This is a genomic window from Chryseobacterium cucumeris (genome assembly GCF_001593385.1).
GTDB classification, from domain to species: domain Bacteria; phylum Bacteroidota; class Bacteroidia; order Flavobacteriales; family Weeksellaceae; genus Chryseobacterium; species Chryseobacterium cucumeris.
This window is the reverse complement of the sequence record NZ_LUVZ01000001.1, coordinates 1,417,625-1,437,779: the sequence shown is the minus strand read 5'-3', so window position 1 is coordinate 1,437,779 and position 20,155 is coordinate 1,417,625. Positions and strand designations below refer to the sequence as shown.

General features: G+C 31.1%; 14 protein-coding genes. 7 read left to right on the top strand and 7 right to left on the bottom strand.

Features of this window, described 5'->3' with window-relative positions; translation table 11 throughout:
- Positions 1–399: 399 nt before the first annotated feature.
- From A1704_RS06300 to A1704_RS06290, 3 genes are all read right to left on the bottom strand, one after another.
- Positions 400–1,056 carry an HNH endonuclease gene (locus tag A1704_RS06300; RefSeq protein ID WP_062671491.1) on the bottom strand — a complete coding sequence of 219 codons (657 nt, stop codon included), beginning with the start codon at positions 1,054–1,056 and terminating at the stop codon, positions 400–402.
- A complete protein-coding gene (locus tag A1704_RS06295) occupies positions 1,049–2,377 on the bottom strand; it encodes an AAA family ATPase (protein ID WP_062671489.1) in 1,329 nt (442 codons plus the stop codon). The genes A1704_RS06300 and A1704_RS06295 overlap by 8 nt, the downstream gene beginning before the upstream one ends.
- Positions 2,378–2,768: 391 nt before the next feature.
- Positions 2,769–6,653: a hypothetical protein gene (locus A1704_RS06290; protein WP_062671487.1), complete on the bottom strand. Its 3,885-nt coding sequence runs from the start codon at positions 6,651–6,653 to the stop codon at positions 2,769–2,771.
- 221 nt (positions 6,654–6,874) lie between these two features.
- Between A1704_RS06290 and A1704_RS06285 the strand changes: the two genes are divergently transcribed.
- Positions 6,875–7,408 carry a recombinase family protein gene (locus tag A1704_RS06285; RefSeq protein WP_228404792.1) on the top strand — a complete coding sequence of 178 codons (534 nt, stop codon included), beginning with the start codon at positions 6,875–6,877 and terminating at the stop codon, positions 7,406–7,408.
- A gap of 428 nt (positions 7,409–7,836) precedes the next feature.
- Here A1704_RS06285 and A1704_RS24160 read toward each other — a convergent pair whose 3' ends face one another.
- Entirely contained in the window at positions 7,837–7,989 is a 153-nt protein-coding gene (locus A1704_RS24160) for a helix-turn-helix domain-containing protein (protein WP_089792647.1), read from the bottom strand.
- Between the two features lie 723 nt (positions 7,990–8,712).
- Positions 8,713–9,585, bottom strand: a complete 873-nt coding sequence (locus A1704_RS06280; protein WP_062671486.1) for an AraC family transcriptional regulator — start codon at positions 9,583–9,585, stop codon at positions 8,713–8,715.
- Positions 9,586–9,886: 301 nt separating this feature from the next.
- Here A1704_RS06280 and A1704_RS06275 point away from each other — a divergent pair, with 301 nt between their 5' ends.
- Positions 9,887–12,148, top strand: coding sequence for a tetratricopeptide repeat protein (locus A1704_RS06275; protein ID WP_082798720.1), 2,262 nt, complete (start codon positions 9,887–9,889; stop codon positions 12,146–12,148).
- 10 nt (positions 12,149–12,158) lie between these two features.
- Positions 12,159–14,102, top strand: coding sequence for a sigma 54-interacting transcriptional regulator (locus tag A1704_RS06270; protein WP_062671482.1), 1,944 nt, complete (start codon positions 12,159–12,161; stop codon positions 14,100–14,102).
- Between the two features lie 220 nt (positions 14,103–14,322).
- Here A1704_RS06270 and A1704_RS06265 read toward each other — a convergent pair whose 3' ends face one another.
- The gene (locus A1704_RS06265; protein WP_062671480.1) at positions 14,323–15,177 is read right to left on the bottom strand and encodes an AraC family transcriptional regulator; all 855 of its coding nucleotides are present in this window, start codon (positions 15,175–15,177) and stop codon (positions 14,323–14,325) included.
- A 135-nt stretch (positions 15,178–15,312) separates the two neighbouring features.
- Between A1704_RS06265 and A1704_RS06260 the strand changes: the two genes are divergently transcribed.
- The gene (locus tag A1704_RS06260) at positions 15,313–15,846 is read left to right on the top strand and encodes a carboxymuconolactone decarboxylase family protein (RefSeq protein WP_062671478.1); all 534 of its coding nucleotides are present in this window, start codon (positions 15,313–15,315) and stop codon (positions 15,844–15,846) included.
- 907 nt (positions 15,847–16,753) lie between these two features.
- A complete protein-coding gene (locus A1704_RS06255; protein WP_228404790.1) occupies positions 16,754–17,860 on the top strand; it encodes an alpha/beta hydrolase in 1,107 nt (368 codons plus the stop codon).
- 109 nt (positions 17,861–17,969) lie between these two features.
- On the opposite strand, the gene A1704_RS06250 is transcribed toward A1704_RS06255, so the two are convergent.
- On the bottom strand, positions 17,970–18,314 hold the full coding sequence (locus tag A1704_RS06250; RefSeq protein ID WP_062671476.1) for a winged helix-turn-helix transcriptional regulator: 345 nt from the start codon (positions 18,312–18,314) through the stop codon (positions 17,970–17,972).
- A 110-nt stretch (positions 18,315–18,424) separates the two neighbouring features.
- On the opposite strand from A1704_RS06250, the gene A1704_RS06245 reads away from it, so the two are divergent.
- The gene (locus tag A1704_RS06245; protein ID WP_062671474.1) at positions 18,425–19,030 is read left to right on the top strand and encodes an FMN-dependent NADH-azoreductase; all 606 of its coding nucleotides are present in this window, start codon (positions 18,425–18,427) and stop codon (positions 19,028–19,030) included.
- Between the two features lie 65 nt (positions 19,031–19,095).
- Positions 19,096–19,950: a pirin family protein gene (locus A1704_RS06240; protein WP_062671472.1), complete on the top strand. Its 855-nt coding sequence runs from the start codon at positions 19,096–19,098 to the stop codon at positions 19,948–19,950.
- Positions 19,951–20,155 lie beyond the last annotated feature (205 nt).

The following is a 20,155-nucleotide window of genomic DNA, read 5'->3' as shown; positions in this document are numbered from 1 at the left end:
AAAAGATAAATTATTGGAAACTCTTGCAGAGGAACAAAAAATCCTTACTTTTGGAAGTAAGGACAATATTGGATAACTGACAATTATTTTTAACCCCTAACTGTCAGATAAAGTCGTGGCTATTACAATTTATATATATGTTTGAATTAAAGGCAAAATGCCTACGATCGATCTAGTTTATTTGTATTTAAAAGTAAAATTCATACTTAGATAAGGATGTTATCTGGTACATTTAAGTACATAATCACCATTTTTTATTATATAAGATATGATCTAAAAACTTTAAAATGCGACTGTGTGGTCAACAATTTGGAACGGAAACCTATAGTTTTTAGTGCTCCTGCAATATTCTACATTAAATTATGTCTCCTTATAAAAATAATTATGATCCAAATTTATTTATCCCGCTTTAATAAAATGTTCCCTTAATTTGTTCATATATTTAGATTGTTGTACAACATCGTCCGAATTCATTATATCATGAAAAATATCAAATAATTCAGATTGTGTTAAAGGGTTTGAATCCATTCCATATTCATGTACTTTTCTGTTAAGTTCACAAATATGGATTGTGTATGATCCTTTTTTCGACTTTGAGATATAAATATCACCACAGTGATGAATATGATCATCATAATTATCAAAATGTGGATGAACAACTATAAATGCATTTGATGATCTAGGATACATTGTATAGAGCTTTCCATTTTTTGTAACTGTTTCAATTTGGCCGGAAACTTCTTTTTTGCTTTTTATAATGTTACAATCACTACATACAACACAAAGATTTCTTGGTTCAAACATAAATTGTATTTGTTCACTTTTGGGGATTATATGCTCTACATGACAGTTATCTACAGATCGAAGCGAAATCTCCTTTCTGCAATAAAAACATTTTCTTGTTATATTTCTATAATAATCACGAATGAACTTCCGGATATCTTTTATATCATCATCAGACCAATCTGAACTTTTTAAATCAGACTTACTAAGAAAACCTAAAATACGTTTTTTGATTGCTGGAGTATAAACTACTGGTTGATTGATATCAGGCATTTCTTTTTAAGTCTTTAATTAAATCAAATAATTTTCTGATGGGATCGTTATGCTGCATATTCTTGATCTGAGATTGGATAATTGTGAAATTCTCTAGATCTTCACTGTCAAACTTATTAGTTTTTCCCACTTTAGAAATAATAGAAAAAGCTATCCTACCTAAATACTCGTTTTTAAAGCCAGGGGTATTAAAAACATTTGCGAGCTGAAAATCTGCTGAATTGTTTGCTATTAACTCTCCATCCATCAACTCACCATCATCCATCTTCAAAACATAACAGTTCTCATTGGATAATTTAGATACCAATTGTGGAGAGTGCGTCGCAATGATAAAATGACAACCTTTATAATGTTGGAAAGTATCCATTAGAAGTGTTATATATCGTTCTTGCCAAGCGGGATGCAAAGAAATTTCAGGTTCATCAATGACAATTAAGCTATTGTCAGCAATTTTGCAGGCAATCCCTATAAAAGTATTGAATATACATTGCTCTCCTGAACTGGCTTCATTAATAGGATAAATTCTATTGTTTTCAATTTTCCTTATATATACATCTTTCAGTCGCAGTAGACCGGCTTCAAGAATAAATAATAAGTCCTCTAAATCCATTTGTAATTCAATAGAATCAGCATTAATCGTAACTGTTGGAGATCGCATATATTTGGAAAATTCGTAACTCATAAATATTTTCTGTAAATATTCTAGTTTTACGAAGTCAAGTTTTTCACCTGTTTCAAAGAAACCTGTATTTATACGTGCTGTATTATTTTTGAAAAAGATATGTCTAAAGTCATCTTCAGTCTTACGACTTTCTAAAAAACGCCGGATTTGTGCAGATGATATAACAGTTTCAAATTTAACTTGTAGCTCCCCATTATAACCTAAGTAACCTAATACGTCTATAATTTTATGAAACTGCTCAGGATTACTTAATCTTACATGCAAAAGTTCCTTAATAATTTTAGAAATAAAACCTAAAGAAAAATCTGATGAACGAATCTCTCTTATTCCGATGTAAGAATAATTGCCTTCGGGAAATTTTAATCCGAACAGTGATCGTGTCAGTGGAAATTTATCGTAGGGGCTAGTTGATACAGCTAGAACTTTAGTTGGCTCAGATGAACGCATTAAGAAACCGTCTTTTGCCGTGGATATTTTTTTGGCAAGATGAGAGGGAATGAAATTGCTTATTATGTCATTTAGTAAGCGACTTTTTCCGCTTCCATTCTTTCCCACGATTATAGTAAAAACATTTTTGTAATCAGCAGATGGCTTACAAAATTGATATGTTTTACTTCGTTTAGTATAACTTATAATCATAAATTTGATATTTCATGGTAATGTTCAAAAAAATACAATGTTACTCAATTTAATATTCGTATCCAATTAAGGAACTGAATATTAATAATGCTAATTATTTATATACTATGTCAAATAATTAAAATATATTTCTATTGTTAAATTTTCTTCACTTTGATTGTACGATTGCTTTTAAACACATTTATTGATTAAAGAAAAACTCCGGAAAATTCAGAAAATTCTAACTAGATATTGCTGTTATTTTTTTCTTTAAACCACGGTTGGGTTAAATCTCATTGATGCAAATCTTTGTAGCTTTCTTCTTTAGTTTCTAGAGATAACTTTTAATAATTTTTTATTGAATTTGAAAATAGTTAGTTTCACGTTGTATTTAGAACCTTTTAAATTTTAATTATGCATGCGAAGTAATTTGTTTATATAATTCGTTAGTTATGCTTTCAACTTCATAAATATGGTTTGGTTCTAAGCCTCTCTCAACGAATTTGGTAAAGCTTTGGGATGAGATGTTTAAAGAATTTAAACTGTTTATAATTTCCGACTCTACGTTAAGATCTTTCAACCATTTCATTTCAATAGAGGAATTTTTATTTAGATGTCTTTTAAATTCTGATAACTTCCATAATGTAATCAAAATTTCAAATTTCTTATCTAGATCGCCGTTCACAGATTTTTCCGGAAGTAAAACTCCAGGCAAATATTTTATTATTTTTTCTTCAATTGCAACAGGAAGTGCCGGAAAATTGATATCAATATTTTCAGCGCCTGTTATTAAGTCATCATAAGCGTTAATGAGTTCTTTATTTATTCTAAAGCCACTAACTGCTATATTATCTTTTACACTGATAATCGTAATAAATTGATAATCCAAATCTCTCAAAATACCTAATGAGAATAATAAACTTTCCAAGCTCTGAGTATCAGAAAAATCAAAATCGATTATTCCAATTGTCAAATAAGTAATGGTGTCAGTTTCTTCTATTCCATTAGGATAATTGAATTTAAAATCCGAACTAGCCTCAATTATTGTTAGAGAATGATTGAGATCATCAAGCTTTGCGTTTTTTGCCTTCATCCACCATTCTTCAACAGCCTTTCTCCCAACTGGAACAGGCATTTTATCTTCTAGCGGGATTTGTGATAAATAATATAAAATAGAAGCATAAAGTCTTTCATAATGTATATTTTCTTCTAAGCAAATGCTCTCCGAGTCAAAATAAGCAATTGTTTTATTTTCAATAATTCTAAACGCATTTTGCAGTGCTTCTAAGTCAAAATAAACACCTTTGAAATTAATTAATGCCACTCTTCTGTCTTGTTCTTTTTTTGGTAGGAAAATGTTGAATATTTGACTATTAATATTTGTAAGGGAACTAATCCAAGAGCCTATTTCTTTTTCGCCTTCAACAGCATTATTCTTTTCATTATACTTTTTATAAATTGGATATTTTTTCTTAAGCTTTATAGTGTTGTTAAGAAGTTCTCCTTTATGCTGTAATTCAGTGACATTTTTTTGAATTTTATTCTTGTTGCCTTCTAATAATCCATCTATCATCCTTGTAACAATTTTAACCCATTCCAAAGCTAATTTCCTAATGTTTATTATTCTCTCTTGCCAACTGTAAGCAGAAGAGTCTAAATACATTTTCTGTATTTCATTATACCAGATCTGGTTGAGATGAATATCAAAAGAATTCCCAATTGAGGCCGGAGTCATTTGTTTACGTGAATCATCTCTAACTGTAGTAGTCATTTCTTCGGAAGGAAACGGGAACATTAAGCCCTCAGTACAATACTGTTCATAGAATGGAAAGAATTCAAAAACATCCTCAATCCTAGATACACTCAAATTATTGGCGTGTTTTGAATCTTGATCAAATAGAAGATATTTAATATTAATCTTATCCCCAGAGTCTTCGACAATAATTGAATTTGTGCTGACTTTAAGATAACTGAAGAGCGTCTCTTTGTTTTTTGTTATAAAATCCTTATATCCAATAAGATCAGTTAATTTAAAAAAAGACATTAATTCTTTCGCCTCGCTAAAATCCATTTTTATTAGTTCGCCAATACTGATATTGTTGTTTATTGATGGAATATTAAAGGCTATTTTTAAATGGCTAAACCATTTTACCAGAAAGCCAAGACCTTTATATGAAATAATGGCTGAAGTACGTTTCTGTAAATTTAATTTTAAAGCGTTTGCAAATAAAACTACATCGGAATTTTCAAATTGATATTTAGGTAATCTTTTCTTTAAATCAGCTAATCGTTTAAAATTAGCTCCTTGCTCACCAAGAATGTTTGACATTTCCTCTAAAGTATTAAGCTCGGAAAATGGAGTAGAAGCTACGGAAAATAATTCTATACCTCCGATATTATAAGCTTCATCAAATTCTAATCTGTTTTCATTCAAATATCGATGCGGTTCAGCGTGCATAATACCATCAACAGCGACTACAATATTTTCTAATGAGTCTTCCGAAACTATTTCTGCTAATGTTTCGTAAAATTCATTTTTATAGTTTTGATCAAGTAGAAAAGGAATATTATTAAAGAAATCCTGTTTGTAATCATCAGTAATAATCTTAAATAGGTTTTTAAGGGATTCCTCGATTGGTATGTTTTTGTGCAATAAATCTTTTAAGTGTTGAGATCGAACAGGATGTAAGCCTTCTACAAAATGACCATCAAAATTTAGGAAATATTCTTTTTCCAATTCATTTAATAACTCACCTCGGTCTTGTTCGAATCCTATTTCCGTTTTTACATAACTAAGTAATTTTGTTGTCTTTAATTTAATATTTAAACAATCCGCAAGAGAAATCATTCGTAATATTTCTAACTTTGCTCCTGCTGATTTCGAATTGGATAAATAGTTTATTTGTGCTGAAAGTCGTTCTTCTATCATTTGACCTCTTGTGAGAAGATATGTGTATTCAATCAGTAGTCCTTTTGGATGAATCTGTTCCCATACAGGTTGCCATTTTTGAATATCCGGATGTATTTTCTTTTTTCTTTTTAATTCTTCAAACATTTCTTTGGCTTCAGCCATTGATAGTGATATATCAACGGTAGTTAGGTTAATTCGTGAAATGTCAGCACCAAATCGAAACCAATCTTCTTGTCTAGTTGTAAGTAGATATTTTACATGAAAATCTCTTGTTATCGAAACTATTTCAAACCACGATTCTACTAAAGTATTTAATCCATCTATAATTAACAGAGGCTTTTCACCAATTAGAATTCGAGATTCCAAAAATTCAGCAATAGAATTAGCTTCATTGTAATCCTTACAGCTTCGTAATTCATAGATAGAATAATTGTTTTTTTCTTTTTGATCATATCCCGTTTGCCACGCTAAGGTAGATTTTCCTTGTCCACTTGAAGATCTAATCACAGTAACATCTGATTCAAATACACTATCATAAACTTTTTTTTGCCAAATCTTTCTTTTTACAGGTAATCCTAATTTGATATGAGCGGGTCTTGCTGCTTTTCCATCATAAAAATCTTCTGCATTATGACTTTCAGTAATATCATATGAAACTTTGATGATCCAATTATTTAATATCGCATTATTAATAGGTGCTTTAGAGTAAGAGTCTTTTATATCCTGAAATAGGGCAATAATATCAGTATTAGTTACTGTAACTCTATTTTTTGACCAAATAAAGACATTGTAAAATAATGATCTTAAAAATTGAAGTTCTGTTCCTTTATTTATCCCCCAGTCCTTAAATAATGAAATCAGAATATCATTGAACAGTTCTGTCGATGTTTTATATTCAAATGAGATATTTGATAATAAATCATTATAGTTTATATTGTATTTTAATGTGATGAATTTTGTCTGCCAGAAATCAGATAAATCCTTTTTATGCATTAAAGATTGAAGGTTTCCTTTAGCAATTTCCATATTATACACTAACTTAAACTTGCTGTTAGGATTAATTTCAAAAGTTTCAGCGAAATTTTGTAATACTCCTAAATCCCAAAAACTTCCGGCGTCCATTTTATTTACAGATGATTTAACCTGAGTGTATAATTGACCGTTAAGAATATTTTGAGAGGTATTTAAGTCAATATCCTCAATACCTTCCATTGTTATCGATTTTTCGGAAGTTCCTCTAAGCTCGTTAAGTATTAAATAAGATGCATATAATATTTGATAGTAGATACCTCTAAAATTTACTGACCCTCCAATTCTTTTTTTTAATAAGTTTTCTAATTCTTCGGTAAACTTATTTAAAGTAGGTGCTTTTTGTGCAGTGTTCATAATGAGTATTAGTTAGGGTTAATTTGAGATAGTATCTACACAAAAATAAATCAATTTTATATAAAATTTTTATGGAAATCCGTAATTGAAATCAAATTGAGTTGACTCTATAAATATATTTATTTGAGTCTGTATTTACAATTTAAATCAATACTAGAATAATATATACAGCTTCTTATTTTATATTATTAATTTGTAAATCAAATAAATACATTAATTACATGAAGTCAGCCTATTTATACGTCCGTGTAAGTACGGACGAACAAAAAAGAAAAGGTTACTCACTACCTGAACAGGAGGATAGATTACTAAAGTATTGTAAATACAACAATATTGAAGTCAAAGGAATTTATCGGGAGGATTATTCTGCTAAAAATTTTAATCGACCTGGATGGAAAGAATTATTCTCCGAAATTAAAAAGAAATCATCGGGAGAAGACAAGAATATCTTATTTATCAAATGGGATCGATTTAGTCGGAATGTCGAATACGTTTATGAAATGATAGGTCTGCTTCGAAAATATAAAACTGTGGCAATGGCTATTGAACAACCTATTGATTTTTCTGTACCTGAAAGTACTGTTATGCTTGCTGTTTACTTGGCTGTTCCAGAAGCTGAAAATTTAAGAAGAGCTCAGAATACAGCAAATGGAATTCGACGGGCAAAACTTATGGGTAGATATCCTAGTAAAGCTCCTTTAGGTTTCATCAATTTGACATTAATTGATGGTAATTCCGTACCCCAATCGGTTTGAATATGCTGTATAGGAAAATAGAATGTATCCAAAATTTCACCTAAAAAATGTATCGTACTTTCTGCTTTTTTATTAGGGTAAACTCTAATAACTTTAATTCTTGTGCAGTCATCAATAGCTGTAAATTGATAAGCCTTATTCCTGATTTTAGTAACATCAGGCTGGACTCTATCCTCTGGAATTTCCTTGCTGTATCTTTTGTAATCAGATTTTTTACGTCTTTTTACTACAGGATTAACTTTGTGTTTAAAGAGTACCCGCCAAACAGTCATTGCAGATAATGAAGTTCCCGTTCTGAGTAGATGGGTTGAGATTCTTGCAGCTCGCCATCTTTTTTTCTCTCTTAAATCAAGGATAATAGATTCAGTTTCTTTTGTAACCTTAGTATTGGTAAGGGTTTTAGGACGTCTTGACTTATCTGACAGTCCTTATTCTCCTTCTTCTTTATACCTTTTTATCCATCGGTGAAGTGTTGATCTTGCAATTCCACAACGTAAAGCCGTTTTCGTTACAGACCCCGATTCTAAATAGATTTTAAGCCAATCTTTACGAGCCTTGACTTGCTGTTGCTGTTTATTCATGGATAAAGGTTTTAAACTTTACACCATAAATTTAAGTCATTTTTGTAGCGGATCTATTGATACTTTACAATTAAATAATCTTGGCATGTGACCAAGACGAGCTTATCTTCTAACACTTTTAGAGATGATTTAAGTAGATTGTGTGAAATTTTACAAGAATTGCAAAGCTGATCTTGTCTGTAAGTTTTATTATAAGCTAACTTTTTATATTGTAACGATAATTTTCTAGAAATACTCAGAAAGAGTAGTAGCTAGCACTATTCAATTCTCTCTGTAGCATTACATATTGTTACTAGTTTTCCCATTTACCTGAAAAATATGTTTTCGTAAAATGTTCTTTTCTTAAAACTGGCACTTTTGGCAAATTTATCAAGACGATATTTTCAGTATCAACTATTGCTACGATTCGATATAGATTTTTTGTTCAAGTAGGAATTTCACCATGCCCGTGAATGCCTTTTTAGCAATGCCATTTTTTTGCTCCAAATACGATATTGTAATTAATATCTCTATTCTTTTATGATAAAGATCAAGTTTGATTGCGCAATCTCCAATCAGTTTACCTGTCTGAGTGTAATCAATATCATGCTGTGCCCATTCTCCCGATTTACCGAAAGACTTTGAGGAATTGTCTAAAATTAATGTTGTATTTTGAGTTTTTGAATCATTTTACTAGTAATTAACAACATATATCAGTTGATGCTTTAATTTTAAGTAGAAATATTAAGAAATATTGGATAGAAAATTTTTATTTTTTGAATTAATTCTATATTGTGATGGAGAGATACCTGTATACTTTAAAAAGATTTTATTTAAGTAGCTTTTATCTGAAAAGCCGAATTCGTCAGCTATTTCACTGACACGCATATTGCTATTTTTAAGTCGATATTGAATAAGATTTAATTTATATTGCAAAATGTAGTGATGAAGATTGTGATTTGTGTGACTTTTAAAATATTTTCCAATATAGGTTGGTGAAATAAAAAATTTGTCGCTCAGCTCCTGTATGGTAAGTTTTTTAGGCTCAAAAATATTAAGATGTATATATTGCAACATTTTAATGACCTTTTGTTCAATTGTAAGTCCAGCAATTGATGGTAATAGTTTTTTAATTTCCTTTTCTAAAAATAGTAAAATCATATATACAAGATGTTTTAAATATTCCCCATCAACTATATTTGCTTCTCTAATTTCAGAAAGTAAACAGTTTGCAATTTGGTGAGCTAAAATGATATTATTTTTGATATTTACAATGTAATCCAGATTTTGATTAGCACTGTATAATATGTGTGTACGATCTGATCTGTCTGTATCAAATTGCTTTTTTTGATTTATAAAAAGATCTGAAAATTTTATTTCTAATATCTCTGTATCTGAGGTCGTCTGAATAACTTGAAATTCCTCACCAGGAACGACAATAAAAATGTCATTACTTCCATAACTGATGGTATTGTGTTGAACTTGATACTTTCCTTCTCCTTTTATAATATAGATAATAGAGAAAATCATTTGTTTATTGAATATTATTGTATTACCTCCGTCTATACTTCGCGTAGTAAAATGTAGATCATCAATTGAGTAGTCTGAATTAATCATTGTCATAATTTTTAGACAATAATCAATCGGTATGCCTTGATTTTATATATTTGTTATTCAGTGTTTTATATTCTTTTGATTGCTTTTTTATTCACTATATTTCGTGGTTTTCCACGAAATTACGAGTTTAACGATGATAGAAGACTTTAAGTAAACATGTGAATAGTACATTATATCATAAAATTTTCTTAAATTCCTAATACTTTTAATTTGATTAGATTCACTTAAAGAATAGGTTATATTTTCCAGGTTTCTGTATTTAAAAGTGTAAGAAAGAAAAATAATAGTTAATAGCTTAATTATGATTCAAAGGTATATTCTATTAGTAATAATGATTCTTTTACCATCTTTTGTGCCGGCACAGAAAGTTTTTGTAAATGAACTAGTTACAATGCACAATGTTTATAAAAGAATAAGCGGTTCTGATACTACTGCAATAAATCAACTGATAAAAATTGGCAAATGGCATCTTAAGGCTTCTCAACTTATAAAGTATTCAAATTCTACGGACAGTGTAGTATATTATGCAGATAAAGTCCAAAGATTATCTAGTTCGGTAAAATATCCTATTGGTGAAGCACGTTCTTATTTACTTCGAGGTAGATTGGCTTTACAAAATGGCGATTATGGTAAAGTACGTTATTTTGCATCGCAAGCGGAAGCATTATTTGATAAAGCTAAAGATAAATATGGTAAAGTAGAAGCTCTAACATTATCCGTTACGGCATATGGAGAGAAAGCTACTCCGGAATCTTTGGGAATAGCTTATAAGGTCTTAAATGTTTATATAAGAAATGGTGATAAATTAAAACAAGGTTATATTTTAAGGATTATTGGTCTGATGCAATTAAGCCGAACAGAGTATAAGGAAAGTTTGGAAAGTATTAAAAAAAGTCTTAAGATTTTAGAAGAGAATAAACTTAGTAATGAGGAGTTAGCTCAAAGTCTAGTGCACGCTTCGAGTGCGAGTTATTTTATGGGTAATATACAAGAGGCCTTGGAGTATTCATTAAAAGCATTGAACCTTTCAGAAAAGATCGATTCACAATCTTACGTTACGGGATTGGCATATAATGGTTTAGCTAGAATATATCATACAACTGGAGATTATCCGAAAGCGCTTATACATTACAAAAAAAGTGTTGAAATTTTGGAAAAATACAAAGCAGATGATTTTTCTACATCAGCAATTGGCAACACTGCACAGATATTATTAGACATGGGCCGTAAGCAAGAATCACTATTTTATCTAAAAAAGCTTCAGAATAGGATTACATTGAATGCTGTTGCGAGAAGTACTGTTATTTTACGTTCTATAAAAATTTATACTGCATTAGGAGATTATGAACAGGCCGAAAAATATGTGTTACGAGCAAAAAAAATTATCAATGATAAACCATTTGCATTAACAACAAACAATCTTTATACTCCTGTGGCCAATTATTATTTCAAAGTGGGTCAGTATGAAAAAGCAAGAGATTATCTTGAAAAATATAAGATGGTAGCCAAGAAAAATCAAAGTAAAATAACGTTCTTACAAATTTATAAACAACTTTATCAAATAGATTCTGCACAGTCTGCTTTTATACCAGCTATACGGAACCTCAAGCTAGCATATGCGTACAGAGATTCTATGTTTGGCGAAAGTAATAGGAATAAAATGTCGGATTTACAGGTCAAATACGATGTATTAAAGAAAGATCGGGATCTATTGCTTAAAGAAGAGAAAAATAAAAAACTAATACGTGAGGCAGAAGTGCAAAAATTATTGATTTCGAGGTCAAAGATAATACGTAATTTCAGTGTTGCTGGTATATTTATTCTTGCAGTAATTATAGGTTTAATTTACAGTCGTTATCGAACAAATAGAAAAATGAACAGTATTCTACAAAGCCAAAAAGCGACAATTGAAGCTAATAATATAACTCTTACTCAAAATGTGGCAGAAAAAGAATGGTTATTGAAGGAGATCCATCATAGGGTAAAAAACAATCTCCAAATTGTTATGAGCCTACTTAATAGTCAATCTTATTTTTTAAGCGATAAATTATCTTTAGAAGTAATTCAGAAGAGCCAACATCGAATACAATCAATGTCACTTATTCATCAAAAATTATATATGTCGGATAACTTATCTGAAATAAGGATGCCGGAATATATCAGTGAGTTAGTGGATTATTTAAAAGATAGTTTTGCTGTTCCGCGTATCATAAAACTGACCCTTAAGGTAGACAATGTATTTATGGATGTTTCCCAAGCAGTTCCTATCGGTTTGATACTAAATGAATCAATTACTAATTCTTTAAAATATGCGTTTTCGGATGCAGGTGGAATTATCGAAATAGTACTGCAAAATATTGACGGCGATATCTTTTTATTGGAAATAACTGATGATGGATGTGGCCTGCCAGAGGACTTTACCATAGATAATTCTAGATCACTTGGGATGAGACTTATTAAAGGATTAGCTGCTGATCTTGGCGGTAACCTTACGATCAATCGAGAAAAAGGAACACAAATAAAGATTGAGTTTTCCTATAAACGACTTAGATATAAATCCTAAATAAGCAGATATGTCATTAAAAGTATTAATAGTTGAAGATCAATTTATAGAGGCAAACAATCTACAAATCATCATCGAAAGAGTGGGTTATCAGGTAATAGGTCTGGCCAGATCGGTAGAAGAGGCATTAGCAATTATAGAAAAAGAACAACCAGATCTTGCCTTGGTTGATATAAAATTACAGGATTCAGTATCCGGTATTGCACTTGCTCCAACGCTTAACGCAATTAATATTCCTTTTATTTATATTTCTGCCAATTGCAACCATGATGTCATTATGCAGGCAAAAGGTACACAGCCCTATGGGTTTATTGTAAAACCTTTTCGTGAAAAAGACCTTCTCATTACATTAGAGATAGCCATGTTTAGACATGAAAACAGCCTTGAAACGGCCGTTAAAAAAGAAGAACAGCTACGTCTTAATTTACTAAAAGTAATAGATATCAAAGATACTTTAAGTGATAAGATGCTTGCCATCGTAAAGTCATTACAGACCTTTATCTCGTTTGATTACCTCTTGACTAAAAGTATTCCACTAAGTACATCTGCAAATTTTATAAGCTATTTGCGTATTGGTTTTGATGAATACCAATTTATTGGAACAAAAGAATTCGAAATAATAACTAACCATACATTAACAGATGTTACTAAATCTAAAATCTTCAATGAAAAGAGTACTGAAAATATAATTTTTGTAGAAGACAACTTTGAAAAGATGTTGCTAAAAAATCCCGATCAAAAACTTTTGGCAGATAAGTTCAACTTACAATCCTTAATGGTTCTTCCTCTGGCTTTAAGTGATAATAACATTTTTTATCTTTTCTTTTACAGTCGTAAATGTGATGCTTATAATTCATCACAAATAAAACTGCTTCAAAGGTTAAGTAACCCTCTTATTGCTGTTATTGAGAACCTAGTCAAAAGTAATCAATCTGATGACAAACAAAATGTAATGTTGAATGAAAGTAGAGGCATTAAAAAAGTGAATGCTCAGGAGCCAGATTTTTTCAAACAAATTATCGGTAAAAGCCATCTTTTATTAAATGTTTTTGATAATATTAGTCATGTAGCACCTGTGGATACTTCAGTATTGATCTTGGGAGAAAGCGGAACTGGAAAAGAGCGTATGGCTCGCTGCATCCATGAGTTATCCAAGCGCAAATCACAACCTTTTGTAAAGATCAATTGTGCAGCACTACCTTTTAATCTTTTTGAATCTGAGTTGTTTGGTCATGAAAAGGGATCTTTTACCGGTGCGATCGAAAGACGGGTAGGGAAATTTGAACTTGCTAATAAGGGTACTATATTTCTGGATGAAATAGGTGATATGCCTCCAGAACTTCAATCCAAGCTCTTGCGTGTATTACAGGAAAAAGAAATCGACAGAATTGGGGGAAGGGATCCTATAAAAGTAGATGTGCGTGTATTAGCCGCGACTAATCGTGAACTTGAAAAGGAAGTAGCTGCAGGCCGCTTTAGATTGGATTTATTTTATAGGCTTAATGTTTTTCCTGTAACATTACCACCGCTGCGTGATCGAAAAGATGACATACCTTTATTAATTGATCATTTTATTTCAATTTATAGCAAGAAAGCAAATAAACGGATAAAAGGTATCTCAAAAAAAGGTTTAAACGAGGCTTTAAACTATCATTGGCCAGGTAACATTCGAGAATTAGAAAATTTAGTTGAGAGGGCGATATTACTTTCACGTGAAGAAATATTGATGAGATTACAAATACCTGATAATATTAGTCATCAGTACATGATTTTTGAAGAGAGTAAAGAATTTAAATCTATTGATGAAAATGAACGTGACCACATATTACAGGCTCTGGAAAAATGTCGTGGGAAAGTCTGGGGAGCGAATGGTGCAGCGGAACTTCTTGGCATTCCTCCTACAACACTACATTCCAAAATGAAAAAATTTGGAATTAAACGATCTCCATCCTAATTTTTATTATAATGGTTTTACAAATAAAATTTATTCATCGCACAGATATAAAGATGCTGATTTAAGTATTGCGATTGTGTCGAATATAAATGAATAGAGTATAATAGTTACAATTAGAATTTAGTTGAAAATTAACAATGAAGCTGATCTATTTATCAATTAACAATAAAAAATGAAAAATTTCAAATGATCGTGCTAATTTCCAATTATTATCTTAAGCCTAATTACTTTTAACTAAATTTTTATGTTTAAAAGATGAGGGAGCCAAGCCGGAAAGTCTTTTGAAAAAATTACTAAAATAAGAAATGTCCTCAAAACCTAATTCGTAAGCAATTTCTTTTGAAGATTTGGATGTATAAAGTAACAGTCTTTTCGCTTCTAAAAGTATTCTCTGCTGGATAATTGATGATGGCGTAATATCTCCGTAAATTTTGAATATATTGGATAATGTTTTTGGTGATTTATTAAGTATTTCCGCATAAAATTTTACAGAATGTTCCGTTTTATAGTTTTTCTCGACTAATAGATTGTATTCTCTGATTATATTTAATTTGTGATCTGGCAGCTCATGAGAAACATATTGTTTTTTCGCTAGGCGAGTCACAAGGATGATCAATCTTTTAAATAGCATTCTAAGCATATCTTCCTGGATGTCGTCTACATCTAAAAACTCTTCTTGGCATATTTTTAGCAGCAAATCCAGTTTTCTTTCAATTTCGGATTCAACTTCTATAAACATAGCCTGCGCTGTTCCGTAAAATAGAAATCCTACACAACTCACTTCTTTGTCGTGACTTTCAATGCAATAAAAGTCACGATTAAATTGCCATGCTATTATTTCAGATGCATCTTCGAAATGGAATGTCTGATTGACCATTAAGCAGATAACCGTATTTCGCTTAAAATGATAAAAAACACCATCTATCTCAATACTTTGATCCTTATTTTTATTCCAGGCTATTGTTAATAGGGGATTTGATTTATCATTTGTATAGAAATCTCTACCAAAATTTTCGTCATTAATCCAAAGTTTGCAGTGAGAGCCTCTTTTCTTATTGAAAAAATTATAATACATAATATGATATTGGTATTTAGTAAATGTTTTTAAAATTATGAAAAAGGAAAATATAAATAATCATCGGGAAAATATTCCATTCTTTACAACTAAGATTTGAAAGAAATTTGCAGTATTAATTTAAACAATAAAAAAATGAAAAATTTTTCAGTTCTTAAAAAAGAAGAAGTATCAGAAGCAAACAAGGCAATTTTTAGTAACCTTGAAAAAGGGGTTGGGTTCGTTCCTAATCTTTATGCAACATTTGCCTATTCAGAAAGTGCATTAAATACTTATCTAACATTGCAAAGTTCAAAATCGTCGTTAAAAGCAAAAGAAAAAGAAGTAATTAGTTTAGTGGTAAGTCAGTATAATGCATGTTTATATTGTCTAAGTGCTCATACTGCTATTGCCAAATTAAATGGCTTTACTGATGAGCAGATTATAGATATAAGAAAAAATACAATTTCTTTCGACAGTAAACTGAATGCATTAGCAAATCTTGTAAAAGGCATTGTTGAGAACAAAGGTGAAGCTACAGATTTTCAAAAAGAAGCCTTCTTTACTAATGGCTATACAGAAGCGAATTTGGTTGATGTTGTTATTGCTATCGGTGACAAGATGATGACTAACTATTTATTTGCTTTAACAAAAGTACCAGTTGACTGGCCAGAAGTCCCTACAATCTAAATTAAAAGAATTTATTTACCGAGCTGTGCATTCATGCACAGCTTTTTCTTTAAGAATTAAAATTTGGAGAATCTTTTTGATGTTGCTACTATTATTGTATTTAAAGTTAGTATTATGATATCTAATGTAAGATGGCCAAGCTGCTATTTTTTCAATTGTTATCAGATAGTATATTACTTTCCTATTGTATAATTATTTAAAATATTGAAAATTAACTTATTATTTTTTAATACTATATTAAAAAAAATTGTATATTTGGTTACGGTATTGAACAACAGTTGGCCAGATAGGCTATATATTTATTTTAAGTTAACCTAACGAGGTTTTTAAAATCATTGCTTGCAATTCTTTTTTCGCCGAAATTATTAAAAGCATCTTCATTAATATACTTAACCGTATATTTTTAAACCTCATACATTATATTACATATAATGTAATTTTCAAAAAATTACTCTGTATAGAAGCATTATTCTTAAGAATATTTAGTGCGAGCGTATGATCTAAAAAATTAGTGGGCTACCCTCGTATTCGGCATATCTACTATAAAAAGTGGAGCCCCAAGATTAAATCCTGTATTGTAAATTCCCCATTATCAATTTGCGAAACTATAATTTCTAAAAATATATTTAGTCTCAAACAAATAGCTCAAATTGTAAGGCCCCAATTGTTAGAGGTGTTGTTGTGATTTTTATAGTATTACTTAGGAATATAGGGGGTAGTTAGAATATCGGTTATTTCTTATTTTTTATTCAATTTACTAGAAAAAGGCAGAAGGGAATTGTAGGATATATTTTAGATATAAATATTGTTACAGACTTGATGAAAGTCAATTAAGAATTAACTCTTCTCAGAAAATCTATAATGATTCAACAATAACTATTTTAACAACAATTAAAAATTTTAACTTATGAAAACAATTATTACGAAAAGCCTTACCAAAGCAGCTTTTATTGTAATGGCAGGCATGTTAATTAACTGCAATGGTAGCAAAGAGTCAAAATCAGTTTTTACTAATTCTGATGAGACTAATAAAAAAAAAGCAACCCCTGTAGACTTTGCAACTGATCCACATCTTGATAAAGATGTCAGAGCTTTTTTAGTAAAATTAAACAGTGGAGGAACACCATTGGAAAAATTAAAACCCAAAGCTGCTAAACAAGTTTTGGTAGATGCACAGGCCTCTGTTAAAGTAGATCTTTCCGGGATTGAAGTTTCCGAGAAAACCATTACACAGGACGGTCATACGGTAAGTTTGAATATTGTACGCCCTGAAGGAGCCACAGGTAAATTGCCTGTATTTATCTTTATTCACGGCGGAGGCTGGATTTTGGGTGATTTTCCTACGCACGAGCGAATGGTTCGTGATCTGGTTGTTTTGACAGGGTTCTCAGGAGTATTTGTGAACTATACAAGAACGCCCGAAGCGCAGTATCCTGTTGCAATTAATGAGATTTATGCAGCTACAAAATGGGTTTCAGAACATGGAGATGAAATCAATGTAGATGGAAAAAATCTGGCAGTAGTTGGAAATAGTGTAGGAGGTAACATGACTGCAGTGACCGCTTTAATGGCTAAGGAAAAGAAAGGACCAGAGATTAAGGGCTTAGTAATGATGTGGCCGATAGTGGACGCTGATTTTGAAACTGAATCATATCAGAAATTTGGAAAGGATCGTTTTTTAAGTACCTCTTTAATGAAATGGATGTATGATTTTTACATTCCGGATCCATCCAAGCGGAAAGATATCCATGCTTCTCCACTACAGGCTACCACCGAACAGTTAAGCGGTTTACCACCGACTTTAATCATTGTAGCGGAAAATGATGTTTTACGAGATGAAGGAGAAGCTTTTGGACGGAAGCTCAATGAGGCTGGTGTTCAGGTTACTACAACACGTTACAACGGTATGATTCACGATTTTGGTTTATTGAATGCTCTTGCAACACTTCCGGCTACTCGCGCTGCTTTTGAACAATCAGCAGGACAATTGAAACAATTCCTCGGGAAAAAATAAAAATTTTATGTATAAATATCTGTGAACCATTTATCAGATAAATAGATATTAATGGTCGAAGTATACTTCGATCATTAATATTTGGTTGGAGTATTGGCAAAATGTGTTTTTATTTATTGGCTAAAATTTTTTGTCTATGTTGATAGCCCCAATTTTCCATTGCTGTTAGAACGTCTGCCAATGTATCGCTGTACGGAGTAAGTTCATAGATGACTGTTACAGGTTTGGTGTTGCAAACTTTGCGGCTTATCAATCCATTTATTTCTAATTCCTGTAATTCTTTTGAAAGTATTCTCGGTGAAATACCGGCTTCTCTTGATAATTCGTTAAAACCTCTTTTACCACTTCTTAGAACTGCGATTAATATCAGCTTCCATTTTCCTCCTACAATATCTAAAGTATCGTGGATGGCTAGTTTTGCCTTAGAACAAGTTTCTTGTGTATGTGTTATCATAAAAAATATAAATTTATATTACTATCCTTTTTGTAACTACTATCCTTTTTGTAATTGATAACAAATATATAGTATAATTTTGGAAATTTGCACAAATAAAAAAAGATCATATGAAAATTTTAAGATTAATTACAAGTTTCAGAGAAGAAGCTTCTCAGAGTTTTCAATTAGGGAATGCAATTATTGAAAAGCTTGAAAAGAAACATCCTGACTCAAGTGTCCGCACTAAAAATCTAGTTAAGAACGAAATCCCTCACTTTAACGGAATTCATTTTGCCTCATTTATAACACCGACTGAAAACCATACCTCAGAACTGCAGGAAGCAGTAAAATACTCAAATGAAGCCATTGAAGAATTAAAAAATGCAGATATTATTGTCATTGATGTTCCTATGTATAATTTTACAATACCTTCTTCACTGAAGGCATGGATTGATCAAATTGTACGAGTGGGCGCTACATTCAAATATTCTGAAAACGGAGTTGAAGGATTGATTCAAGGTAAAAAAGTTTATCTATCGATTGCTACTGGAGGTATATACTCAGATGGTCCGATGAAAAAATTTGATCTTACTGAACAATATTTACGGAATATATTAGGTTTCATTGGAATAACTGACATAACAGTTTTTAGAGTAGAAGGTATTGCAATTCCGGAGGTTAGCGAAAATGCTTTACCGAAAGCAATTCAAACGGTGGAACAGTTTGTTTTTTAAAGATAAAAGTTTCTTCATTCGTTTTTTAAGAACTGAAGTTTCAAAAACTTCCTAAGAGTATATTTATGATAGAAAGATTGATAAGAAAGACTACTGAAAGCAAGTGGCGTCAAGGCTTTTTAGGTATGGGACATAAAGCTTCTGCTATTCTAGAGAAAGTATCTTATAAGGAGTCAGATCCCTTCATTTTGTTTATGGACGATAAACTTAATCTTCCCGGAACTGAGCCTGTAGGAGGACCGCATCCTCATGCGGGATTTGAAATATTAACTTTAGTTCTTAAAGGAAATGAAAAAGACTGGCTGACTGGTAGTTTTGAGCTATTGACCGCAGGAAGTGGAATTATACACAGCGAAGAAATTAAGTCTCAACAAGACTTACGAATCCTACAGGTTTGGCTTGCACTGCCTGCCGAAAAACGCTGGGTTGAACCTTTTTGGCAAAGAATATTATTGGAAAATGTTCCAACATTAAAAAATGAGAATTTTGAAATTCGTGTGTATAGTGGATCGAGCAACGGGCTGATTTCTCCAATAACATCTATTACACCTTTCATATTGGTTGATTTTAGAGTAAAAGTAAAACAAACGCTTACTCAAATGTTACCTTCAAATTATAATGGATTGGTGTATGTCTTGGAAGGTTCAATTCAGATTGGAAATAAAATAATAGAAGCTGGACAGGTTGGATGGTTTAATAGAACTGAAGATATAGGAGATAGTGTAATCGAATTCAAGTCAATTAACGATGATACTCATTTTATTCTATATGCAGGTATGCCTCATAATGAGGAAGTAATAGCACACGGCCCTTTTATTGCGGATGTTACAGACGATATTTATAGTCTATATGAAAAGTATAGGGATGGAAAAATGCCTCATGTTGATAACTTGTCGGATAATAAAAAAGTGAATCGATAAAAATCTAAATAAATCAAATAAAAAAGGTTGAATAGTTCTATTCAACCTTTTTTAGCAATATAAGTCGCAGCCTTCTCATCTGCAAATACGGCAATTGAATCAAGAAAAATTGACAACTATTAAAGAAAAGTTGTCTATCATCATTTTACTCTCAGCTTTTAACTTTGTATTTACTTCTTCGTATGATTTTATAAATCTGCAAAAA

What these genes read in the sequence shown, in the direction of transcription:
- A1704_RS06270 (WP_062671482.1), top strand. Translation starts at nt 12,159, where the DNA reads ATGTCATTAAAAGTATTAATAGTTGAAGATCAATTTATAGAGGCAAAC.
- A1704_RS06295 (WP_062671489.1), bottom strand. Translation starts at nt 2,377, where the DNA reads ATGATTATAAGTTATACTAAACGAAGTAAAACATATCAATTTTGTAAG.
- A1704_RS24160 (WP_089792647.1), bottom strand. Translation starts at nt 7,989, where the DNA reads ATGAATAAACAGCAACAGCAAGTCAAGGCTCGTAAAGATTGGCTTAAA.
- A1704_RS06250 (WP_062671476.1), bottom strand. Translation starts at nt 18,314, where the DNA reads ATGATAACACATACACAAGAAACTTGTTCTAAGGCAAAACTAGCCATC.
- A1704_RS06280 (WP_062671486.1), bottom strand. Translation starts at nt 9,585, where the DNA reads ATGATTAATTCAGACTACTCAATTGATGATCTACATTTTACTACGCGA.
- A1704_RS06290 (WP_062671487.1), bottom strand. Translation starts at nt 6,653, where the DNA reads ATGAACACTGCACAAAAAGCACCTACTTTAAATAAGTTTACCGAAGAA.
- A1704_RS06260 (WP_062671478.1), top strand. Translation starts at nt 15,313, where the DNA reads ATGAAAAATTTTTCAGTTCTTAAAAAAGAAGAAGTATCAGAAGCAAAC.
- A1704_RS06285 (WP_228404792.1), top strand. Translation starts at nt 6,875, where the DNA reads ATGAAGTCAGCCTATTTATACGTCCGTGTAAGTACGGACGAACAAAAA.
- A1704_RS06300 (WP_062671491.1), bottom strand. Translation starts at nt 1,056, where the DNA reads ATGCCTGATATCAATCAACCAGTAGTTTATACTCCAGCAATCAAAAAA.
- A1704_RS06240 (WP_062671472.1), top strand. Translation starts at nt 19,096, where the DNA reads ATGATAGAAAGATTGATAAGAAAGACTACTGAAAGCAAGTGGCGTCAA.
- A1704_RS06245 (WP_062671474.1), top strand. Translation starts at nt 18,425, where the DNA reads ATGAAAATTTTAAGATTAATTACAAGTTTCAGAGAAGAAGCTTCTCAG.
- A1704_RS06275 (WP_082798720.1), top strand. Translation starts at nt 9,887, where the DNA reads ATGATTCAAAGGTATATTCTATTAGTAATAATGATTCTTTTACCATCT.
- A1704_RS06255 (WP_228404790.1), top strand. Translation starts at nt 16,754, where the DNA reads ATGAAAACAATTATTACGAAAAGCCTTACCAAAGCAGCTTTTATTGTA.
- A1704_RS06265 (WP_062671480.1), bottom strand. Translation starts at nt 15,177, where the DNA reads ATGTATTATAATTTTTTCAATAAGAAAAGAGGCTCTCACTGCAAACTT.